This window comes from Sphingomonas faeni (assembly GCF_040407505.1).
Classification (GTDB): Bacteria; Pseudomonadota; Alphaproteobacteria; order Sphingomonadales; family Sphingomonadaceae; genus Sphingomonas; species Sphingomonas faeni_E.
Genome location: NZ_JAPZPQ010000002.1, coordinates 1 through 17,496 on the forward strand (window position 1 = coordinate 1; position 17,496 = coordinate 17,496).

Genomic DNA, 17,496 nt, shown 5'->3' on the forward strand with positions numbered 1-17,496 from the left:
TCTCCCGCGGAGGCTTTTTGCGTTTCCGCTCCAGCACATAGCGACAGCATCGACGCAAGCTCGCCGCGCAGGTCGATGGCGAGATGGCCGTCTTCCGGCGTCAGCACCACCGCCTCGATGAGCGCACGCAACCGTTCGAACGCCTGCGCCTCAGTGCCCTCGAAAGCCCAGAATGAAACATTAGGCGATACGGAATGCGTTGCAAAATGCACAGTCGCTAATCGTTGCGCCTAAAAGCGGCACGTACTTGCGAACGCGCGTTTCAGCAATGAGGATTGCGAGTATGAGATATCTTTGTGTCCTGCTGTCACTACTGTGGTCGGTGCAGCTTGCTGGCCAAACGCCGACAACCGCCCGTACGGTGTCGATCGGCAGTTTCGATCATATTCGTGTTGAGAGACCGTTCGATGTTCATGTGACGATGGGCTTACCGTGTGCGAAAATCGCGGGAACACGGGCGGATAGTGACGTAGTGGTTCGTGTCGACGGGGCGACGCTGTCCGTTCGCAAGAACACAAGCAGTTGGGGCGAACGGCCACGCGGCGTTAGTTCTAGTCCGAGCATCGTCACGCTATCTACTCCGCAGTTGATCTCAGCGAGTGTGGCGGCTGGCGGCCAATTGAAGATCGCGAAAATGCGCGGGATGCGGATAGACGTAACGGGGAGCGGTAGTAGCAGTCTTGCGCTGGTAGCGGCGGATACCGATCAACTGAACGCGACGATGATCGGGCCAGGTAGTATGATGCTCGCCGGCAAGGCTGGGCGGGCGCGGTGGGTCACCAGTGGTGCTGGGATGATCGATGCATCAGGGTTGGACGTAAAGGACCTTACGGTTCATCTCGACGACGTCGGCGAGACCAAGGCGTCGGCGCTCTATACCGCACAGGTCACGAACAGCGGGCTGGGGACGGTAGCGATCACGGGTGACGCGAAATGCCTCGTAGATGTGGCCGCTAGAGGGCCGGTGACCTGCTGGAAGCCGAGGGCGGTAGCGGCTCCGTAATTCGTTGCTGTTCAGCCGCGTTACCCAGCACGGTCGGACCTCCCCGGTCCGGCAGTCCATGCGTTTGAACATACGGATCAGTGAATGCCGGACGAAGCCTCGTTGCAGCCCAGGTACCGCGCTAAATAAGCGCCAATTCCGCAAGTTTTGTCATCAGTGCTGGCGGCATCACGTCCAAGCCGGTCGCATCTCCTCCCAAATCAAGCGGGGCGTCCGCGCCTTCCAAATAGCGCCACCCCTGGTGGGCGCGCTTGGGCCGCGCCTGGACGAGGACAAGCTTCGGGTCGATATGGATCGCGACGCGGCCCTCTTCGGCGTCGCCGAAGCCCAGGATCGGCGACCGGGCGATCAACTGGTGTTTGAGGATCCAGAATATCGAACCCTGACCAGCCACTTCCTCGTGCCGCTTTGGCAGATAGCGCGTGGTTAGGAACACCGGCCCTTCCTCGCCGCGCACGCGGAACCGCTCGGCGAGGTGGTCGACGCTTTCCGCGCCGAACGCGACTTTGGTGAGATGGAGCGGCATGGCGTTGGAAATGGGACCTAAACTGTCCCGATCAACCGTGCAGACCCCAAAGACTCGCCAGCCCGAGGAACGAGAAGAACCCCATCGTGTCGGTCATCGTCGTCACGAACACCGCAGAAGACACCGCGGGATCGATCCGGAACTTGTCGAGCGTCACCGGCACCAGCACGCCGCTCAAGCCTGCAACGATGTTGTTGGTCAGCATCGCCGCCGCGATCACGATCGACAGATTCTGGTTGTGGAAGATGACGTAGGTCCCGAGCCCGATCAGCGCACCCAGCATCACGCCGTTCGCCGCCGCGATCCGGAATTCGCGGCCGATCATGCGCGCGGTGTTCGAGCTCGTCAGCTGGTTGGTCGCGAGCGCCCGCACCACCACCGCGAGCGTCTGCGTGCCCGCGTTGCCGCCCATCCCCGACACGATCGGCATCAGCACCGCGAGCAATGCAAAGCTCGCGATCGTCCCCTGGAACAGCCCGACGACCGACGACGCGACCATCGCGGTACCGAGATTGACCACTAGCCACGTGAACCGCGTCCGCACCGTCAGCCGGATCGGCTCGTTGATGTCCCCCTCGCCCGCGCCGGCCAGACGAAGCGTATCCTCGCCCGCCTCTTCGGAGATGATGTGGACGATGTCGTCGACCGTGATCATGCCGACCAGCCGGCCGCCATGATCCACGACCGCGGCGGAGATCAGCGCGTATTTCTGGAAGCGGAGCGCGACCTCCTCCTGGTCCATGTCGACCGGGATCAGCGTCTGCTCGCGCTTCATCACGTCGGCGATCGCGATCCCGCGCGGCGTTCGCAGCATCCACGACAGTTGGCACGTGCCGATCGGCTTGTGTGCAGGGTCGACGACGAAGATCTCCCAGAAATCGGTCGTCAGCTCCTCATGGCCGCGGAGATAATCGATCGCGTCGCCGACGGTCCAATGCTCGGGCACCGCGATCAGCTCGCGCTGCATGAGGCGGCCGGCGGACTCCTCGGCGTAGCTCAGCGCCTCCTCGATCGCGGCGCGATCGTCCGGATCGAGCGCGCGCAGCACCGCGCGCTGCTCGTCCTCGTCCATGTCCTCGATGATCGCGACCGCATCGTCGGTATCAAGTTCGGACGCGAGATCGGCGACCTGGTGCGGCTCGAGCGCGTCGATCAGGTCCTCGCGGACGTAATCGTTCATCTCGGCGAACACGTCGCCGCCGAGCAGGTCGGTGACCGCACGCGCCAGCGCCGCGCGATCCTCCTGCGGGGTCAGCTCGAACAGATCGGCGATGTCGGCCGGATGCAGCGGCTCGACCAGCGCGCGTGCGCTCTCGTCGTCGCCATTCTCGACCGCATCGAGCACGGCCCGCACGAATTCGGGACGCAGATGGTCGTCGCGATCGAGCTGGTTTTCGGGCTGGGTCTCGGTTTCGACTTCGGGAAGCTCGAGTTCGCTCATGGCTGCCTCCCTTAAAAGTTGCGCGGTTGGGCCCTAACGCGGCCGGCGTGCATTTGCCAGTCGAAGCGCGGCTCCCTATCTGCGGCGCATCAATTCAGGAGACCATGAATGCCCGATACCCCCGAAACGCTCACGCTGACCCTCGACGGCGGCGACGTCACGATCAAGTTTCGCCCCGATCTGGCGCCCAAGCACGTCGAGCGCATCGCCGAGCTGGCGAACGAAGGCTTTTATGACGGCGTCCCCTTCCACCGCGTAATCCCGGGCTTCATGGCGCAGGGCGGTGACGGCGGTCGCGGCGACGGCACCGGCGGGTCGAGCAAGCCCAACCTCAAGGCGGAATTCTCGGCCGAGCCGCACGTCCGCGGCGTGTGCTCGATGGCGCGCACCAACCAGCCCGACACGGCGAACTCGCAGTTCTTCATCGTGTTCGACGACGCCCGCTTCCTAGACAAGCAGTACACCGTCTGGGGCGAAGTCACCGACGGGATGGACTTGATCGACGCGCTGCCGAAGGGTGAGCCCCCAAAGGCGCCAGGCAAGATCGTTAAGGCACGCGCGGCCTAAAGGATGAATTGCCGGGGCGGCTCAGGGTCGCCCCGGTAGTCAGTCGCTTTAGCGTCCCTATTGCCATTCTCCCCAAAAATGTTCGAGTTTGACGGTCACCGTCAGCAACTGATCGCTAAGTTTACGCGTGAGGCAAACCTCGACCGCGGCGCCAGCGGCCGCGGCCGCCGCACCGCCTCCAGTTATGATCGCAGCGATCGCAGCGGCAATCGCGCCTTCCCGCAAACAATCCTCGACAATGTCCTTAATGTCGATCGGGTTGGCGGTTGAAACCCGCAGTACTGCACGAACATAATACCATTGCCAGTTGACCGTCCAGCCAACGCATATCTTCGCTGTTCCAATTCTCACCCATTTGGAGCATTTTGCGCGACTGTGCGGTAGGGTCGTCGGGTCCTTCGTAAGGAGGAGAACCCGTTCGTAGAGCACGCCATTATCGGGATCGACGATTTCGTACGTCGGCTGAGTTCCCCATAAATCGGTTTCCTGTCCGCTACCCCGCTGGTAACGGGCTGCTGCGTCCGGCGGCAAGTTGTCGCCAAGAAACAATTGACCATCGACTTTATCTGCGTCCATCACCATCGCGATTCTCCCAAAATTCTTTAAGGAGTCGATACTAGTCTAGTGACGGATCATCGCGATGGAGACTACATCCGGTATGGTGTAACTTGATAATCATTGGGATCAGACTTCGGCGACCGTCTTGATCAGCCAGTCGTGGAACAGCTTCACCGGCTTGGTCTGCAGCGCCCGCGGGCGGCAGACGAACCAGTAGCTGTACGGGCTCTCCACCTCGATATCGAACAGTCGCACCAGTCGCGGATCGTTCGCATCCTCGAAATGGCTCGCATGCATGAACGCGACGCCGAGCTCCTGCGCGGCCGCCTCCAGCATCAGCGCGCCCGAATCGAAATGATCGATTGCGAGCGGCTCGATATCGTCTAGCCCCGCCGCCGTCCGCCACGCGGTGAACGTATCCGTCATGTCGCGGTGGACCAGCGCCGTTAGTGTCGACAGCTGTTCGGGTCGCGTGACCGGGTCCGCGCGCTCCAGCAGGCTGCGCGCGCCAATCACATATACCGAGTTCCGATCGAGTCGCCGCGCGTAGAACGCCGGGTCGATCTCGCGCGACAGGGCGATCACCGCATCGAGCCCATCGCCGAGCCGCGACACCAGATGCGCCGCGGTATCGATATCGAGATGCAGTTCGGGATGCGACGTCCGTAACTCGCCCAGCCGCGGAAACAGCTTCTGCGACGCATAGAGCGGCAGGATCCCGAGCCGCAATCGCAGCACTTCGGTTGTGCTGGTCAGCGATTCAACTGCGTCCGACAGCGAGTCCAGCACCGGTGCGATCTGCGCCAGCAACCGTTCGCCATCCGCATTCAGCACCATCGCCTGATGCCGCCGCGCGAACAGCGGCTTGGCGATGAAGCGCTCGAGGCTCTGCACGCGACGGCTGAGCGCAGGCGCGGACAGCGCCAGATCCTCGGCGGCGGCCTTGATCGACCCCAGCCGCGCGACCTGCACGAACGCCTCGATAGCCCCCAATGGCGGCAGCCTGCGCATGATTCCTCTTTCGACTCGACGAGTGTGACAATGACCGCTGGACGCATTCATGCATGCGATTGCAGTTAGCGCAATCGTAGCTGATCCCTTCGCACTTGCAACACGAACTGTCTCGACGCAAAAAGACCTCGCCTTTCAGGCATCCTCTCCTAAAAACTTTCACGGGCTGGCCTTCATTGGCCGGCCCTTTTTTTGTGTTTTCAACCCCTGACAAGGTTGGAACCGGCCCCCTATCTCGGATGCTACGAGATCGAATGGAGTCGACATGGCCGATAGCGAAATCCCCACGCGCAAAATTCAGGTCGCCAACGCGCGTCCCGAAGACAGCGGCCGCGGCCTGGCGCACTTGCCGCGCGCGCTGATGGCGACGCTCGGCATCGGCGAGGGCGACGTAATCGAGATACTCGGCAAGCAGAACACGCCTGCGCGCGCCGTCGGCCCGTATCCGGAAGACGAGGGTCTCGACATCCTCCGCCTCGACGGGCTCCAGCGCGCCAATGCCGGCGTCGGCTCGGGTGATTTCGTTGAGGTGCGGAAAGCCGAGTCGAAGCCGGCGACGCGCGTCGTCTTCGCCCCCGCACAGCAGAACCTCCGCCTCCAGGGCTCGACCAACGCACTCAAGCGAACCTTCCTCGGCCGGCCGATCTGCCAGGGTGATATCGTCGCGACTGCGGGGCATCAGCGCGTCGGTGACATGCCGCCGGGCGTCCAGCAGTTCATGAACGCGCCGGCCTACGCGCTCCAGGAGATCCGCCTCGCGGTGATCGCCGCCAGCCCAAAGGGCGTGGTGCACATCGACGAGAATACCGAGATCGAACTCCGCTCCGAGTACGAGGAGCCGCAGGCCGCCCGCCGCGCCGACGTCACCTACGACGATATCGGCGGCATGGCGCAGACGATCGACCAGTTACGCGAGATGGTCGAACTGCCGCTGCGTTACCCCGAACTGTTCCAGCGGCTTGGCGTCGATCCACCCAAGGGCGTGTTGCTGCACGGCCCTCCCGGCACCGGCAAGACGCGTCTCGCACGCGCCGTCGCGAACGAATCCGACGCGCAGTTCTTCCTGATCAACGGCCCCGAGATCATGGGCTCGGCGTACGGCGAGTCCGAGTCGCGCCTCCGCGAGGTCTTCGAGGAAGCGGCGAAGGCAGCGCCGTCGATCGTCTTCATCGACGAGATCGATTCGATCGCGCCCAAGCGCGGCCAGGTCTCGGGCGAGGCGGAAAAGCGCCTCGTTGCGCAGTTGCTGACGCTGATGGACGGCATCGAATCGCGCGCGAACCTCGTCGTGATCGCCGCCACCAACCGTCCCGAGGCGATCGACGAAGCGCTGCGGCGTCCGGGCCGGTTCGACCGCGAGATCGTCGTCGGCGTGCCGGACGAGCGCGGCCGTCGCGAGATCCTCGGCATCCACACGCGTGGCATGCCGCTCGGCGACCGGGTGGACCTCGACGAGCTGTCGCGTACCACCTACGGCTTCGTCGGTGCCGATCTCGCCGCGCTGACCCGCGAGGCGGCGATCGAGGCGGTGCGTCGAATCATGCCGAAGCTCAATCTCGAGGAGCGGACGATCCCGCCCGAAGTGCTCGACGAATTGTCGGTCACGCGCGAGGATTTCCTTGGCGCGCTCAAACGTGTCCAGCCGTCGGCGATGCGCGAAGTCATGGTGCAGGCGCCGACCGTGCGCTGGGCCGATGTCGGCGGTCTCGACGATGCGCAGATGCGGCTGAAGGAGGGCGTCGAACTCCCGCTCAAGAACCCCGACGCGTTCCGCCGACTCGGCATCCGGCCGGCCAAGGGCTTCCTGCTCTACGGCCCCCCCGGTACCGGCAAGACCTTGCTGGCGAAGGCGGTCGCCCGTGAGGCGGAAGCGAACTTCATCGCCACCAAATCGTCCGACCTGCTGAGCAAATGGTACGGCGAAAGCGAACAGCAGATCGCCCGCCTGTTCCAGCGCGCACGCCAGGTCGCGCCGTGCGTGATCTTCATCGATGAGCTCGATTCGCTGGTGCCTGCGCGGGGTTCTGGCGCGGGCGAACCACAGGTGACCGAACGCGTCGTCAACACGATCCTCGCCGAGATGGACGGGTTGGAGGAGTTGCAGTCGGTCGTCGTGATTGGCGCGACCAACCGGCCCAACCTGATCGACCCCGCGTTGCTGCGTCCCGGCCGGTTCGACGAACTCGTCTATGTCGGCGTCCCCGACAAGGCCGGCCGCCGCCGCATCCTCGGCATCCAGACCCAGAAGATGCCGCTGGCGTCGGACGTGGATCTCGATCGTCTCGCGGACCGCACCGACCGTTTCTCGGGTGCGGATCTGGAAGACGTCGTCCGCCGCGCAGGCTTGGTCGCGTTACGCCGCTCGATCGACTCGACCGATGTGACGATGGCCGACTTCGAAGGCGCGCTGAAGGAGTCGCGCGCCAGCGTCACGCCAGAGACGGAACGCGAATACGAACAGATGGCCGCCCGCCTGAAGCAGGACGCGACGGCCATCCAGCCCCTGGGCTTCGCGTTCCCCAGCAAGGCGGACGACTGAGCATGGCCTTCTTCTCCCTCCGGGGAGAGGAAGGACTCTTATGTCTCAGCCGGCTCGAATAGCGTCGGCGGCTTCCGAGTGTAGTGTGCGTCAAATTCTTTGATTACGTTCGGGCTGAAGAAGGCCTTTTTACCTCCTGATTTCGTCGTTGGATTGAGGTAGCGATGGTAACAGAATTTGCTGTTCGCCCTGAGCGGCGTCATTATCGCGTGAAAAGCGGGATTCTGCTTCAGATCTGAATATCGTTCTGTCAGCTTTGAGAGAAGGATCTGGTAGGTCCAGTCGAAGCCTGCTGGCACTTTATCACTCTCTACCGATATAGTTAGATCGGGATCCGCATTTACAATAGCGGCCTTGATCGCGGTGTCGTCCTTGTTCTTGATAAGGTCGAAATTTACCCGAACAGAGAATGCAAAGTCGGATTCATCGGCGATAGCTTTTATTCGTAGGATTTCCATGTGTGTCAGGAAGCGGACTACCGCATTTGACGATTTGCGAGCAACGGCCTCAACTTCCTTCTGATCGAGATCGAACGAGAGGGGAATCGATGCGATATTGAGATCGCTAAAAGTGACGCCGAACCACTGCTGCGCAGCAATTACGTAGTTGCGCACCGACGCGAGTGATATCTCGGTGAGGGTCTTCTTGAGCAAAGCGTCGGGCGCTACGAAGTGCGTGGCGCTGTCTCGTATTTCGAGAAGTGCATCGATGTTCGCTATGCAGGATTGATCGACCCTGTCTCGAGTGTATCCAGCGACCAAGTTGCAGGCGCGGTCTAGGCCGATCGTCATTGGCGCGCCGCAGCGAGTTTTCTTGATTTCCTTCAGTTTGCTCGCATTGCCGTCTTTTTTCCTCCTATGTCTGAACTCGTACAGGGAGGACGCCTTCCCACCGTTTTCGCGCATGATCCGTGCCTTGAGCAAAAGCTCCCAGGCATTGATCATCAGGATTGCGAATGTTTCCTCCCGGTACATCGCAGATGCCCGGTTGTAAGTCTCCACGGCCGATAGACACGCTTCTCGCGACTTCGTTACTAACCGCATATATTTCGATGATCGCAAGCGGCAGGACTCCCCAAGCGCTACGCTATCCAAGCCTGAGTTGCCGAACAATGTGAATGGTCGTGAGAAACTAGCCTATAGGGTTTTAGCCGTCCCATTTTGCGACGTTATGGCTAACGATAGCCAAAGCCTCTCAACTAAAAAGACTTCGTTTCGATAACGAAACGATCCTTGAAGTAGCCGTCCTTGGTGTAACCTTATCCTAACCTTTGGCGTCCTTCAGCGAAATCCAGGCATAGGCGATCATCACTACACAGGCCGCGCCCGCGACCAGATAGGGGAGGGAGTGCTGTGCTTCGTACAGGCCGACCCCGATCGACGGCCCCAGCACGAAGCTCGCGCCGTTAATCGACGTCACCTTTCCCGCCACCGAGCCTTGCGCGTTCGCCCCGACGGCCAGCGAGGATCCCGCCGTAAACCCCGGTCGCGTAAAGCCGAAGCCGAGACTTGCCAGCGCATAGGCGGTCGCGATCGTGTAGAGCGACGTCGCGATCCCGGTCAGGGCGGTGCCGGCCGCGGCGAGCACCAGTCCGGTCAAGACGAGTTGCCGCGGGGTCATGTTGAGGCGCGGGATGATGCCCCATTGCGCGAGCAGCGCGGCGCCTGCGCCCATCATCAGCACGATGCCGGTCGGCTCCAGCGCGAGGGCAGGGGCGAGGTGGAGGCGGTCGATCACGAGGAAGCCGATCGCCTGCCCCGTCATCGCCTGCGCGTGGCCCATCACCAGCCCGGCGATCATCCACGCGCGGATGCGGGGATCGGTGTAGCCGACATGCTCGACATGCGATCCGGTCGCGGCGGCGACCGAAGCGCCGGTTGGCGCGCCGCCGATCGAGGGATAGGCGGAACTCGCACCGTGCGTTTCGTGCGGAGCGACGATCTTGTCGTCGGGCAGCATCCGCCGCACCGTGATCCACACCGCCACCCCGAATACCGCGAACAGGAACGCCGGGCCTGCGAGCCCGATCTCGACTCCGCCGATCGAGCCGAGGATTAGGTACGGCGCGATCGCCGGCCCCAGGATGGTGCCAAGCCCAAACGCCGAGGCGAGCAATGTCAGCGCCTTGGTCCGCTCCTCGCGGGTCGTCTCGCCAGCCACGAGCGCCTGAACCGCCGGCGGGGCCGCCGCACCGAACGTGCCGTAGATCAGTCGGCCACCGATGAAACACAGGAACGCGGTCGTGCCGCCGATCCAGGCGTTGATCCCGGCAAGCAGGAACACGCCGCACAAGGTCAGCGACACGCTGAACCCGCCGACGCCGAGCAGGATCATCGCGCGCCGGCCGTGCTTGTCCGACCGGTTCGCCCAGAACGGCGCGGCGATCACCCACAGCAGAGCGGAGACCGAGAACGCCGCCGCCACTGCGCTGTCGGCGACCCCGAGCGACCGCCCGAGTGCAGGCAGGACCGATTGCAGTGCGGTATTTCCCGCCGCGATCGTGAGCATCACGAGGAACATCAGCGCGAAGCGGCGGTCGATCTTCGGGCCTTCGGTCGCGGAACCTATCATGGCCGTCGCCACTCATAGGCGCGCTCGATCCGCGCGACGTTGACCGAATAGCTGTCGTACCACAGCGCCCGCCCGCGCTCGCGAATCGCAGTGTGCTCGGGATGGTCGCGCCAGGCGATCGCCGCGGCGTCGTCCGCCCAATAACTGACCGTGATCCCCATGCCGCCCACCTCGCGCGCGCTGTCGACACCGCGATAGCCAGGCTGAGCTGCGGCTAGCGCGTCCATGGCCACGGCGGCCTCGCCATAACCTGCGGCGTCCGCGTCGTTACGGATCGACACGAAAATAACTGCAATCTGTCCTGCCCGATCGTCGTTCATGATCCGTGCTTAAGCGATGCCGTACGCTTGGCAAAGCTGCCAGAACCACTTGGCGCAGCACGACTTCCGCTTCGGTTCGTCGCCCGATGCAACCTGCGGCCCTTGAAACGCGTTCGGAATTCGTGCGACGGGAGGGCCAAAGCCTCGCCAGCGTGCGGGACCCCTGACCGTAAGGAACGCGATGCCCAGTTCGACCACCGCCACCCGGCGCGCACGCAGCCGACCAGCCGGCGTGCCGTCCCCGTGGCAGATGTTCTTTTCAGGGTTCCTGAAACACCCGGTGATGGTTGGCTCGATCGTGCCGTCGTCGGACAAGCTGATCCGCAAGATGCTGGGGCCCGTCGACTGGGCGAACTGCAAGCTGTTCGTCGAATACGGCCCAGGCGTCGGCACGTTCTGTCGCCCGATCCTCGACCGGATGGCGTCCGACGCCAAGCTGGTGGTGATCGATACGAACCCCGAATTCATCCAGTATCTGCGCCACACGATCACCGACCCACGCTTCTTCGCGGTGCTGGGGTCGGCGGACGAGGTCGAGACCATCGTCGCCGACCATGGTTTCGAAAAAGCGGACTACGTGCTGTCCGGGCTTCCTTTTTCCACATTGCCGCCTGGTGTCGGCCCGGCGATCGCGACCGCGACGCACTCGGTGCTGCGGACCGGCGGTGCGTTCTTGGTCTATCAGTTCTCGCCCAAGGTGAAGGACTTCCTGACGCCGCATTTCGAGTCGATCGATCACGACATGGAGTGGTGGAACGTGCCGCCGGCGCAACTGTATTGGGCGTGGAAGGACTGAAGCAGGCGCGGCCACGCCCGCGTTGATGCGCAAGCAAAGCGCCGCACAGCTTCAGGCCCGGACGGCGGGTCGGCTGGAACTAGCCGAACCCGTCCGACGGCGGCTTTGCCGTCGGCGCTGGTGTTGCTCCAAGCCAGGTAAATGGAAACCTCGCCCAAATCCCCTCCGTCATCCTGACGAAGTCAGGACCCAGAGCCAATAAGGATGGCGTTCTCGACCCTGGGTCCCGACTTTCGTCAGGATGACGGAAGAGGATATGCTCCAGGCCCTCGGCCCCCGACCCCCTACTCGTCGATCCCGAAGTTCAGCCCGCGCGACAAGCTCGGGTCGACCACCGCCACCACGAAATACGCTCCGAGCTGCTTGATACGCTGCACCCAACCGATGTTCGCCTGATAGAGTTCCTTGGTCACCTCGACCGACTTCGCCACTTCGCCGTCGATATACCCCCGGACATGTGCCGCGAACGCCGCATCCTCGATCCGCAGCATGAGTTCGAGGTTGATGAACAGGCTGCGCATGTCGAAGTTCGCCGAGCCGATATGGACTGCATCGTCGATCACGTAGAGCTTCGTGTGCAGCTTGGTCGGTTGGTATTCGAACAGCCGCACGCCCTTGCGCAACAACCCCGCATAGGTGAAGCGCGCAGCAGCAATCGTCGCATTGTTGTCGGATTTGCTGGCCGTGACGACCCGGACCTCGGCCTGCCGCCGCCCGGCCTTATCGAGCCGACGCAGCAGCGCGGGGCTAGGCGTGAAATACCCGGCGATGATGTCGATCCGCCGCCCGCGCCGCATGTCGTCGCGCACCGCACGTGCCCAGGGCGACAGCTTCCGCGTCGGTCCACCGATCAGCCAGCGGGTCGCGCCCTTGGTCTCGCTCCAGTGCGATAGCGCAGCGTTCAGATGACGCAGCTTGCCCTTGGGTTCATGGATCCAGTCCTTCAGCGCGTCGAAATAGCCGGCCAGCCGCCCTGCCGCCGGACCCTTGACCAGCAATCCCAGGTCGCGCCACGCCTGCTCGGCGGCGGTGCCGAAATAATCGTCCTCAATGTTGAAGCCGCCGATGATGATCCGCGTTTCGTCGGCAAGCGCGAGCTTCTGGTGGTTGCGGAGCAGATAACGGCGGCCGAACCGTGCGGAGAACCGGCATACCGACACGTTGGCGGCTTCGAGCGGCTCGAAAAAGGCGTGTGGGGCATCGTCGCTACCGAACCCGTCGACGATCAGCGCGACCTCGACCCCGCGTCTGGCGGCGGCAATGAGCGCGGCGTTGACGCGCTTTCCGGACTCGTCGTCGGCGTAGATGTAATAGAGGATGCGCAGGGTTCGCTCGGCGCCGTCGATCAGCGCGAGCACCGCGTCCAGCCGGCGGGGGCCGGTATCGAGCAGCGTCATTTGGTTGCCGTCGACGCTGAAAGTCGGCTGGTCTGCGGGATCTTCCATGGGCAGCCTGATGGACATGGCGGGCACCTGAGGCAAGCCAAGGTGCAATTCTTGACTTTGCAGGCCACTCCCCGTAGGCGACGCATTCTCATTCTATCGTTGTTACGAAGGAAGCCGCATGGCGCGCGTTACCGTCGAGGATTGTGTCGACAAGATCCCCAACCGGTTCGACCTGGTGTTGTTCGCGGCCCAGCGTGCGCGCCAGATCTCGGGCGGCGCCGAACTGACGCTCGACCGCGACCGCGACAAGAACCCGGTCGTCGCGCTACGCGAGATCGCCGACGAGAACGTCAAGTCGGCGCATCTCAAGGAACAGGTCATCCAGGGCCTGCAAAAGGTTCGCGTCGACGACGACGACGAGGTCGATGCCGTCGGCAGCCTGGCTGCATCGGCCGAGGCACTGCGTCTTACCGCTGCTGCGCCGCCGCGGAACCAGAATCTCGGGGCGGATTACGAGGGGTGAGGCAGCGGATTAGCAAAAGCTAATCCGTGTCTAGGCCGAAACCCCGGCCGGCGGGCATGGCCCGACCGACGACGCGGCTTTGCCGCGGCGCGAAATAGAAAAGCCCGCAGACTGAAGAGGTCCGCGGGCTTTTTCTATATTCCCTCTCCCTGAAGGGGGAGGGAAGGGCCCCGCGGTGCTTGCCGTGGGAAGGGTGAGGGCACGCGCTTCAGGAAGACCGCCGACCCACGGCCTGATTGTTCTCCCGCGAAGGCGGGAGCCCAGTCTGGATCTCCGCCTTCGCGGGGAAACATGCTTATGATGCATTCCAGCCGGATTGTTTGCGACCATCCTAAGGTAGGGCGCCGCGGCGAAGCCGCGTCGTCAGCCGTTGCTACGCGACGCTGGCCAGGCTTTCGACTGGTCCGAAATAGCTCTGCTATTTCGGGTCTCGGCCTTTAAACCCCTGTGCCACCACGAACCATTCGACCGACCCCTTCCGGCTAGCCGGCGGCTTGGCATGCTTCACCGTCTTGAAGTTCCGCTTCATCTCCGCGACCAGCTCCGAATCCGCACCGCCCGCGAACACCTTCGATACGAACGTCCCGCCCGGCTCCAGCACCTCGCACGCAAAGTGCAGCGCCGTCTCGACCAGCGCCATCGTCCGCAACGCATCGGTCTGCGGATGCCCGACCGTGTTCGCCGCCATGTCCGACAGCACCAGGTCCGGCGCGCCGCCCAATGCTTCGATCAGCTTGCCCGGCGCGGCATCGTCGAGGAAATCCATTTCGAAGATCGTCACGCCCTCGATCGGATCGACCGGGAGCAGGTCGATGCCGACGACAGTCGCCTTGGGTATCCGCCGCCGGATCACCTGCGCCCAGCCGCCCGGTGCGAGGCCGAGATCGACCACGCGCTTCGAGCCGCGGATCAGTTCGAACCGCTCGTCCAGTTCGATCAGCTTGTACGCCGCCCGGCTGCGATAGCCGTCGGCTTTGGCGCGCTTTACATAGGGATCGTTCAGCTGCCGCTCGAGCCAGCGCGTCGACTGCGCGGTCCGCTTGCGCGCGGTGAGCACGCGGACATGCCCGCCGGAACCACCGCGGCTCATGCGACCGCTCCCGTGGCTTTGCCAGGCTTCGGCGAACCCATTAGTCCGCGGAGGATACCCTCGCGAATGCCGCGGTCGGCGATGCCGAGTCTTTCGGCGGGCCATAGATCCATGATCGTCTCCAGAATAGCACAGCCCGCGACCACCAGGTCGGCGCGCTCGTTGCCGATGCACGGCAGCTTGGCGCGCTCCGTGATCGACATGTGGGAAAGGTCGGCGCTGATCTTGCGCATCGCCGAGGCGGGCACGATCAGCCCATCGACCACCGAGCGGTCGTAATGGCTGAGCCCAAGATGCACGCTGCCGAGCGTCGTCACCGTGCCGCTGGTGCCGAGCAAACGCGGCCGCTCGATATGCCGGGGCAGGCGGGCTGCAAACCCCGCGAAACTGTCGGCAACGACCTGACGCATCTTCGCATACGCGGCACGACGGCCGCCTTCGCCCTCACCGCCGCCGGCATGCTCGGTCAGCGAGACCACGCCCCACGGCGCCGAATGCCAGTCGAGCACGGTCGGTATCGGCGTCGAGGTATCGACCAGCACGAGCTCGGTAGACCCGCCACCGATATCGAACACCAGCGCAGGGTCCTCCCCCGGCTCGATCAGCGCATGGCAGCCGAGCACCGCCAGCCGCGCCTCTTCCTCGGCGGAAATGATGTCGAGATGGATGCCCGTCTCGGCCAGCGCGCGCGCGATGAACGCAGGCCCGTTCGACGCCTGCCGACACGCCTCCGTCGCTACCGATCGCGCCAGCGTGACGTTGCGCCGCTGAAGTTTGTCCGAACACACGCGCAGCGCCGCGATCGTCCGCTCGATCGCCGCATCGCTCAGCTTGCCGGTCGAGGCCAATCCCTCGCCCAGCCGGACGATTCGCGAGAACGCATCGATCACCGCGAAGCCGCCAGCCTGCGGCCGTGCGATCAGCAGTCTGCAATTGTTGGTGCCCAGATCCAGCGCGGCAAACGCCTGCGCATCGGCCCACCGCCCACGAGAGGGCCGAGTCGCCGCCGGACGGGCAGGACCATCCTGCCGGAACGGCATTCGGGCGGAAACATCCCCCATCGCCGTAAAACTCGCTATCTATGTCTGCCGCCGCGGGAAAATACCCGCCCGGTGCTTGGACACGAATGTAGCGCGGCGCCGCGATTACGCAAGCGAAGTGGCGGAACGGCATCATCTTGGCGTTGACAGCCTTGGCGGCCCCCCGTAGAGCCCGCCCTCGCTGATGCCCCGTCGTCTAATGGTAAGACTGCGGTTTCTGATACCGCCTATTGAGGTTCGAATCCTCACGGGGCATCCAGCGCTTCCTGCCTAAGTTGCTGACAAGGCGGGATGTTGTCCCGTTTTGCGCACGGGCGTTCCCACATTTGGTCCCTCTTTTGGTTTCGAGTTGGTGGCGAACGCGAGCGAGCGTTTGCGAATGCCGATCGTGGAAGAGATGAATGACCCCCGCCGAAACCTACCGAGCCAACGCGGCCGCCCAACGCGAAGCTGCTGAGAAAACGACACTCGCAAATCGGCGGGAAATGCACGAGCGCTCAGCGGCCACTTGGGAATCAATGGCAGATGCAACTGAGGACACCGCGGCACGGGCGGTCGTCAACGCTGCCGCCAAGGCAGAGCGCTGAGCCGGTGATTGCGTCGCGGGGATAGCGCTCGAGTAAGTCGAATGGCTGGCAGCGACGCCGCCGGTGTTCCACAGGCGTTCTATACGCTTAGGGAAAACAAATGAGCGATTCGACGCCGGTCCATCTGCTCGAAGACGGAGACAACGGCCGCCGGTTTTTGATCTACGATTCCGGCGAGGCGCTTTGGATGACCCCAGCGTAGGCCGCCGACCTGTTCGGCGTTACCGTAGCGTCGATCTCCCGCACATCGTGAACATCTATGAAGAGGGCGAGCCAGAGCGAGCGGCAACCCTTACAGAAATTGAAATAGTTCGACTCAAGGGCGCAAGGCGGGTCGTTCGCCTGATCGAGCATTACTGCTTAAATATGATAATTTCGGTCGGCTACCGAGTGTCGCCGAAGCAGGCCACGATGTTTCGGCGTTGGGCGACCGACAAGCTCGTTCAGTTTGCAACGAAGGGGTTCGTCGTTGATAAACCCGGCTTAAGGGCGCCGATAGCGGTGACCGAATTGCAGAACTTCGCGAGATCGTTCGCGAAATTAGGGCCGACGAATCTAACGTATATCGCGAGCTTCGGAAGATTTGTGCGATGTGTCAGCACTACGACCTTGCCTCAACGCAGTCGCGCGACTTCTAAATACCCCAGGACCCATCAGGCCTGGTGGACCGGGAAGGAACCCAAGGAGGTCGACGGAAGGCCGCTGAATGGAGTGAAGGCTCACGGTTCCACGACGCGCTGCCTGGAAGGCCTTACGCCTGCGATGGTGCTGTGCTGCAGCCTCGCGGTCGCGAATTCCGGGGCCACCACGAATTCGTCGCGACGTACGTGAGCTTGCTCGGAGCCCTCGCCGCTACGCTTGATCCGACCGTCACGGCGCGGCGTCGTACGCCGCGTACGCCGCCGGTGGCATCGTCGGTGAACCACGTGATGAGTTGTAGGTGACTGTCTAGCGCTTCCACGGGTCGCACGGGGCGGGCCGCAAGCAACTTGGGCAGATCAAAATCGGGCTTCGGTATATCGAGTTGTGCTTCGAACCCTCGCCAAACAGCCTTGTCCAGCAATCTCGAGTGATTTGTAATGCCGATCGTGAAGCCGACGTAACGACGAGCATCAAGGTTTTGAAGGACCACGTTGACGACGCGCTTGATCTCGCCGGAGCCTTGTGGATCATCACGAACCTTCGCGATGGCATCGAACTCATCGATCAGCAGGATGCAGTCATATCGGTTGGCAAAGTTAAAGAGATTGCCAATATTACGCGCAGGGGCTCCGAGAGATGACGATACCAGGCCATCCAACTTCGCAATAACGACGGGCAGCCCGAGTTCATGGGCTATCCACAACGCCAAACTGTTTTTGCCCGTGCCGGGCGCTCTGTAGATAAGGCAAGTTTTCGACGGAACGATGTCGAGCTCGGTCGGTGTATCGAAATAGGCCCATTCCTCAATAATCGCGTCAACTGCTTGTAATAATGCCTGGTCGAATTGAGATGAGCTTGGTGAGATGCTGCTCGGTAGGCGGACGGTCGGATACGGTC

The 17,496-nt window shown here is 63.0% G+C and carries 17 protein-coding genes and 1 tRNA gene; 7 read left to right on the forward strand and 11 right to left on the reverse strand.

Going from position 1 to position 17,496, the window contains the following annotated elements; all coding sequences use genetic code 11:
* Positions 1 to 283: 283 nt before the first annotated feature.
* The gene (locus O6X71_RS06550) at positions 284 to 1,003 is read left to right on the forward strand and encodes a GIN domain-containing protein (RefSeq protein ID WP_353465090.1); all 720 of its coding nucleotides are present in this window, start codon (positions 284 to 286) and stop codon (positions 1,001 to 1,003) included.
* A 121-nt stretch (positions 1,004 to 1,124) separates the two neighbouring features.
* Here O6X71_RS06550 and O6X71_RS06555 read toward each other — a convergent pair whose 3' ends face one another.
* Both O6X71_RS06555 and mgtE read right to left on the reverse strand, forming a co-directional pair.
* Positions 1,125 to 1,529: a DUF1489 family protein gene (locus O6X71_RS06555; protein ID WP_353465091.1), complete on the reverse strand. Its 405-nt coding sequence runs from the start codon at positions 1,527 to 1,529 to the stop codon at positions 1,125 to 1,127.
* A 31-nt stretch (positions 1,530 to 1,560) separates the two neighbouring features.
* On the reverse strand, positions 1,561 to 2,970 hold the full coding sequence (mgtE, locus tag O6X71_RS06560) for a magnesium transporter (RefSeq protein ID WP_353465092.1): 1,410 nt from the start codon (positions 2,968 to 2,970) through the stop codon (positions 1,561 to 1,563).
* A 108-nt stretch (positions 2,971 to 3,078) separates the two neighbouring features.
* Here mgtE and O6X71_RS06565 point away from each other — a divergent pair, with 108 nt between their 5' ends.
* Positions 3,079 to 3,537, forward strand: a complete 459-nt coding sequence (locus O6X71_RS06565) for a peptidylprolyl isomerase (protein WP_353465094.1) — start codon at positions 3,079 to 3,081, stop codon at positions 3,535 to 3,537.
* Positions 3,538 to 3,594: 57 nt separating this feature from the next.
* Here O6X71_RS06565 and O6X71_RS06570 read toward each other — a convergent pair whose 3' ends face one another.
* Together O6X71_RS06570 and O6X71_RS06575 are read right to left on the reverse strand one after the other, a co-directional pair.
* Positions 3,595 to 4,119 (reverse strand): hypothetical protein, encoded by a 525-nt coding sequence (locus tag O6X71_RS06570; RefSeq protein ID WP_353465095.1) that lies wholly within the window; start codon positions 4,117 to 4,119, stop codon positions 3,595 to 3,597.
* 102 nt (positions 4,120 to 4,221) lie between these two features.
* Entirely contained in the window at positions 4,222 to 5,106 is an 885-nt protein-coding gene (locus O6X71_RS06575; RefSeq protein WP_353465096.1) for a LysR substrate-binding domain-containing protein, read from the reverse strand.
* A gap of 265 nt (positions 5,107 to 5,371) precedes the next feature.
* Between O6X71_RS06575 and O6X71_RS06580 the strand changes: the two genes are divergently transcribed.
* Positions 5,372 to 7,645: a CDC48 family AAA ATPase gene (locus tag O6X71_RS06580; RefSeq protein WP_353465098.1), complete on the forward strand. Its 2,274-nt coding sequence runs from the start codon at positions 5,372 to 5,374 to the stop codon at positions 7,643 to 7,645.
* 38 nt (positions 7,646 to 7,683) lie between these two features.
* On the opposite strand, the gene O6X71_RS06585 is transcribed toward O6X71_RS06580, so the two are convergent.
* The 3 genes from O6X71_RS06585 to O6X71_RS06595 form a co-directional block, all read right to left on the reverse strand.
* Positions 7,684 to 8,688 carry a DUF3644 domain-containing protein gene (locus O6X71_RS06585; RefSeq protein ID WP_353465100.1) on the reverse strand — a complete coding sequence of 335 codons (1,005 nt, stop codon included), beginning with the start codon at positions 8,686 to 8,688 and terminating at the stop codon, positions 7,684 to 7,686.
* A 220-nt stretch (positions 8,689 to 8,908) separates the two neighbouring features.
* Positions 8,909 to 10,216: an MFS transporter gene (locus O6X71_RS06590; RefSeq protein ID WP_353465101.1), complete on the reverse strand. Its 1,308-nt coding sequence runs from the start codon at positions 10,214 to 10,216 to the stop codon at positions 8,909 to 8,911.
* Entirely contained in the window at positions 10,213 to 10,536 is a 324-nt protein-coding gene (locus O6X71_RS06595; RefSeq protein WP_353465102.1) for an antibiotic biosynthesis monooxygenase, read from the reverse strand. The genes O6X71_RS06590 and O6X71_RS06595 overlap by 4 nt, the downstream gene beginning before the upstream one ends.
* Positions 10,537 to 10,717: 181 nt before the next feature.
* Here O6X71_RS06595 and O6X71_RS06600 point away from each other — a divergent pair, with 181 nt between their 5' ends.
* The gene (locus O6X71_RS06600; RefSeq protein WP_136188766.1) at positions 10,718 to 11,332 is read left to right on the forward strand and encodes a class I SAM-dependent methyltransferase; all 615 of its coding nucleotides are present in this window, start codon (positions 10,718 to 10,720) and stop codon (positions 11,330 to 11,332) included.
* A gap of 284 nt (positions 11,333 to 11,616) precedes the next feature.
* Here the strand turns inward: O6X71_RS06600 and O6X71_RS06605 are convergent, their stop codons facing one another.
* On the reverse strand, positions 11,617 to 12,777 hold the full coding sequence (locus O6X71_RS06605; RefSeq protein ID WP_353465103.1) for a phospholipase D-like domain-containing protein: 1,161 nt from the start codon (positions 12,775 to 12,777) through the stop codon (positions 11,617 to 11,619).
* 118 nt (positions 12,778 to 12,895) lie between these two features.
* Between O6X71_RS06605 and rpoZ the strand changes: the two genes are divergently transcribed.
* Positions 12,896 to 13,240 (forward strand): DNA-directed RNA polymerase subunit omega, encoded by a 345-nt coding sequence (gene rpoZ / locus O6X71_RS06610; RefSeq protein ID WP_353465104.1) that lies wholly within the window; start codon positions 12,896 to 12,898, stop codon positions 13,238 to 13,240.
* Between the two features lie 418 nt (positions 13,241 to 13,658).
* Here rpoZ and O6X71_RS06615 read toward each other — a convergent pair whose 3' ends face one another.
* On the reverse strand, positions 13,659 to 14,330 hold the full coding sequence (locus O6X71_RS06615; RefSeq protein ID WP_093398175.1) for an RlmE family RNA methyltransferase: 672 nt from the start codon (positions 14,328 to 14,330) through the stop codon (positions 13,659 to 13,661).
* Entirely contained in the window at positions 14,327 to 15,370 is a 1,044-nt protein-coding gene (locus O6X71_RS06620) for a Ppx/GppA phosphatase family protein (RefSeq protein WP_056487964.1), read from the reverse strand. Before O6X71_RS06620 ends, O6X71_RS06615 begins: the two co-directional genes overlap by 4 nt.
* A gap of 185 nt (positions 15,371 to 15,555) precedes the next feature.
* On the opposite strand from O6X71_RS06620, the gene O6X71_RS06625 reads away from it, so the two are divergent.
* Together O6X71_RS06625 and rhuM are read left to right on the forward strand one after the other, a co-directional pair.
* A tRNA-Gln gene (locus O6X71_RS06625) sits at positions 15,556 to 15,629 on the forward strand.
* Positions 15,630 to 16,206: 577 nt separating this feature from the next.
* Positions 16,207 to 16,788 (forward strand): RhuM family protein, encoded by a 582-nt coding sequence (gene rhuM / locus O6X71_RS06630; RefSeq protein ID WP_353465105.1) that lies wholly within the window; start codon positions 16,207 to 16,209, stop codon positions 16,786 to 16,788.
* Here the strand turns inward: rhuM and O6X71_RS06635 are convergent.
* The gene (locus tag O6X71_RS06635) at positions 16,709 to 17,464 is read right to left on the reverse strand and encodes an AAA family ATPase (protein ID WP_353465857.1); all 756 of its coding nucleotides are present in this window, start codon (positions 17,462 to 17,464) and stop codon (positions 16,709 to 16,711) included. The genes rhuM and O6X71_RS06635 overlap by 80 nt on opposite strands.
* Positions 17,465 to 17,496: the final 32 nt, after the last annotated feature.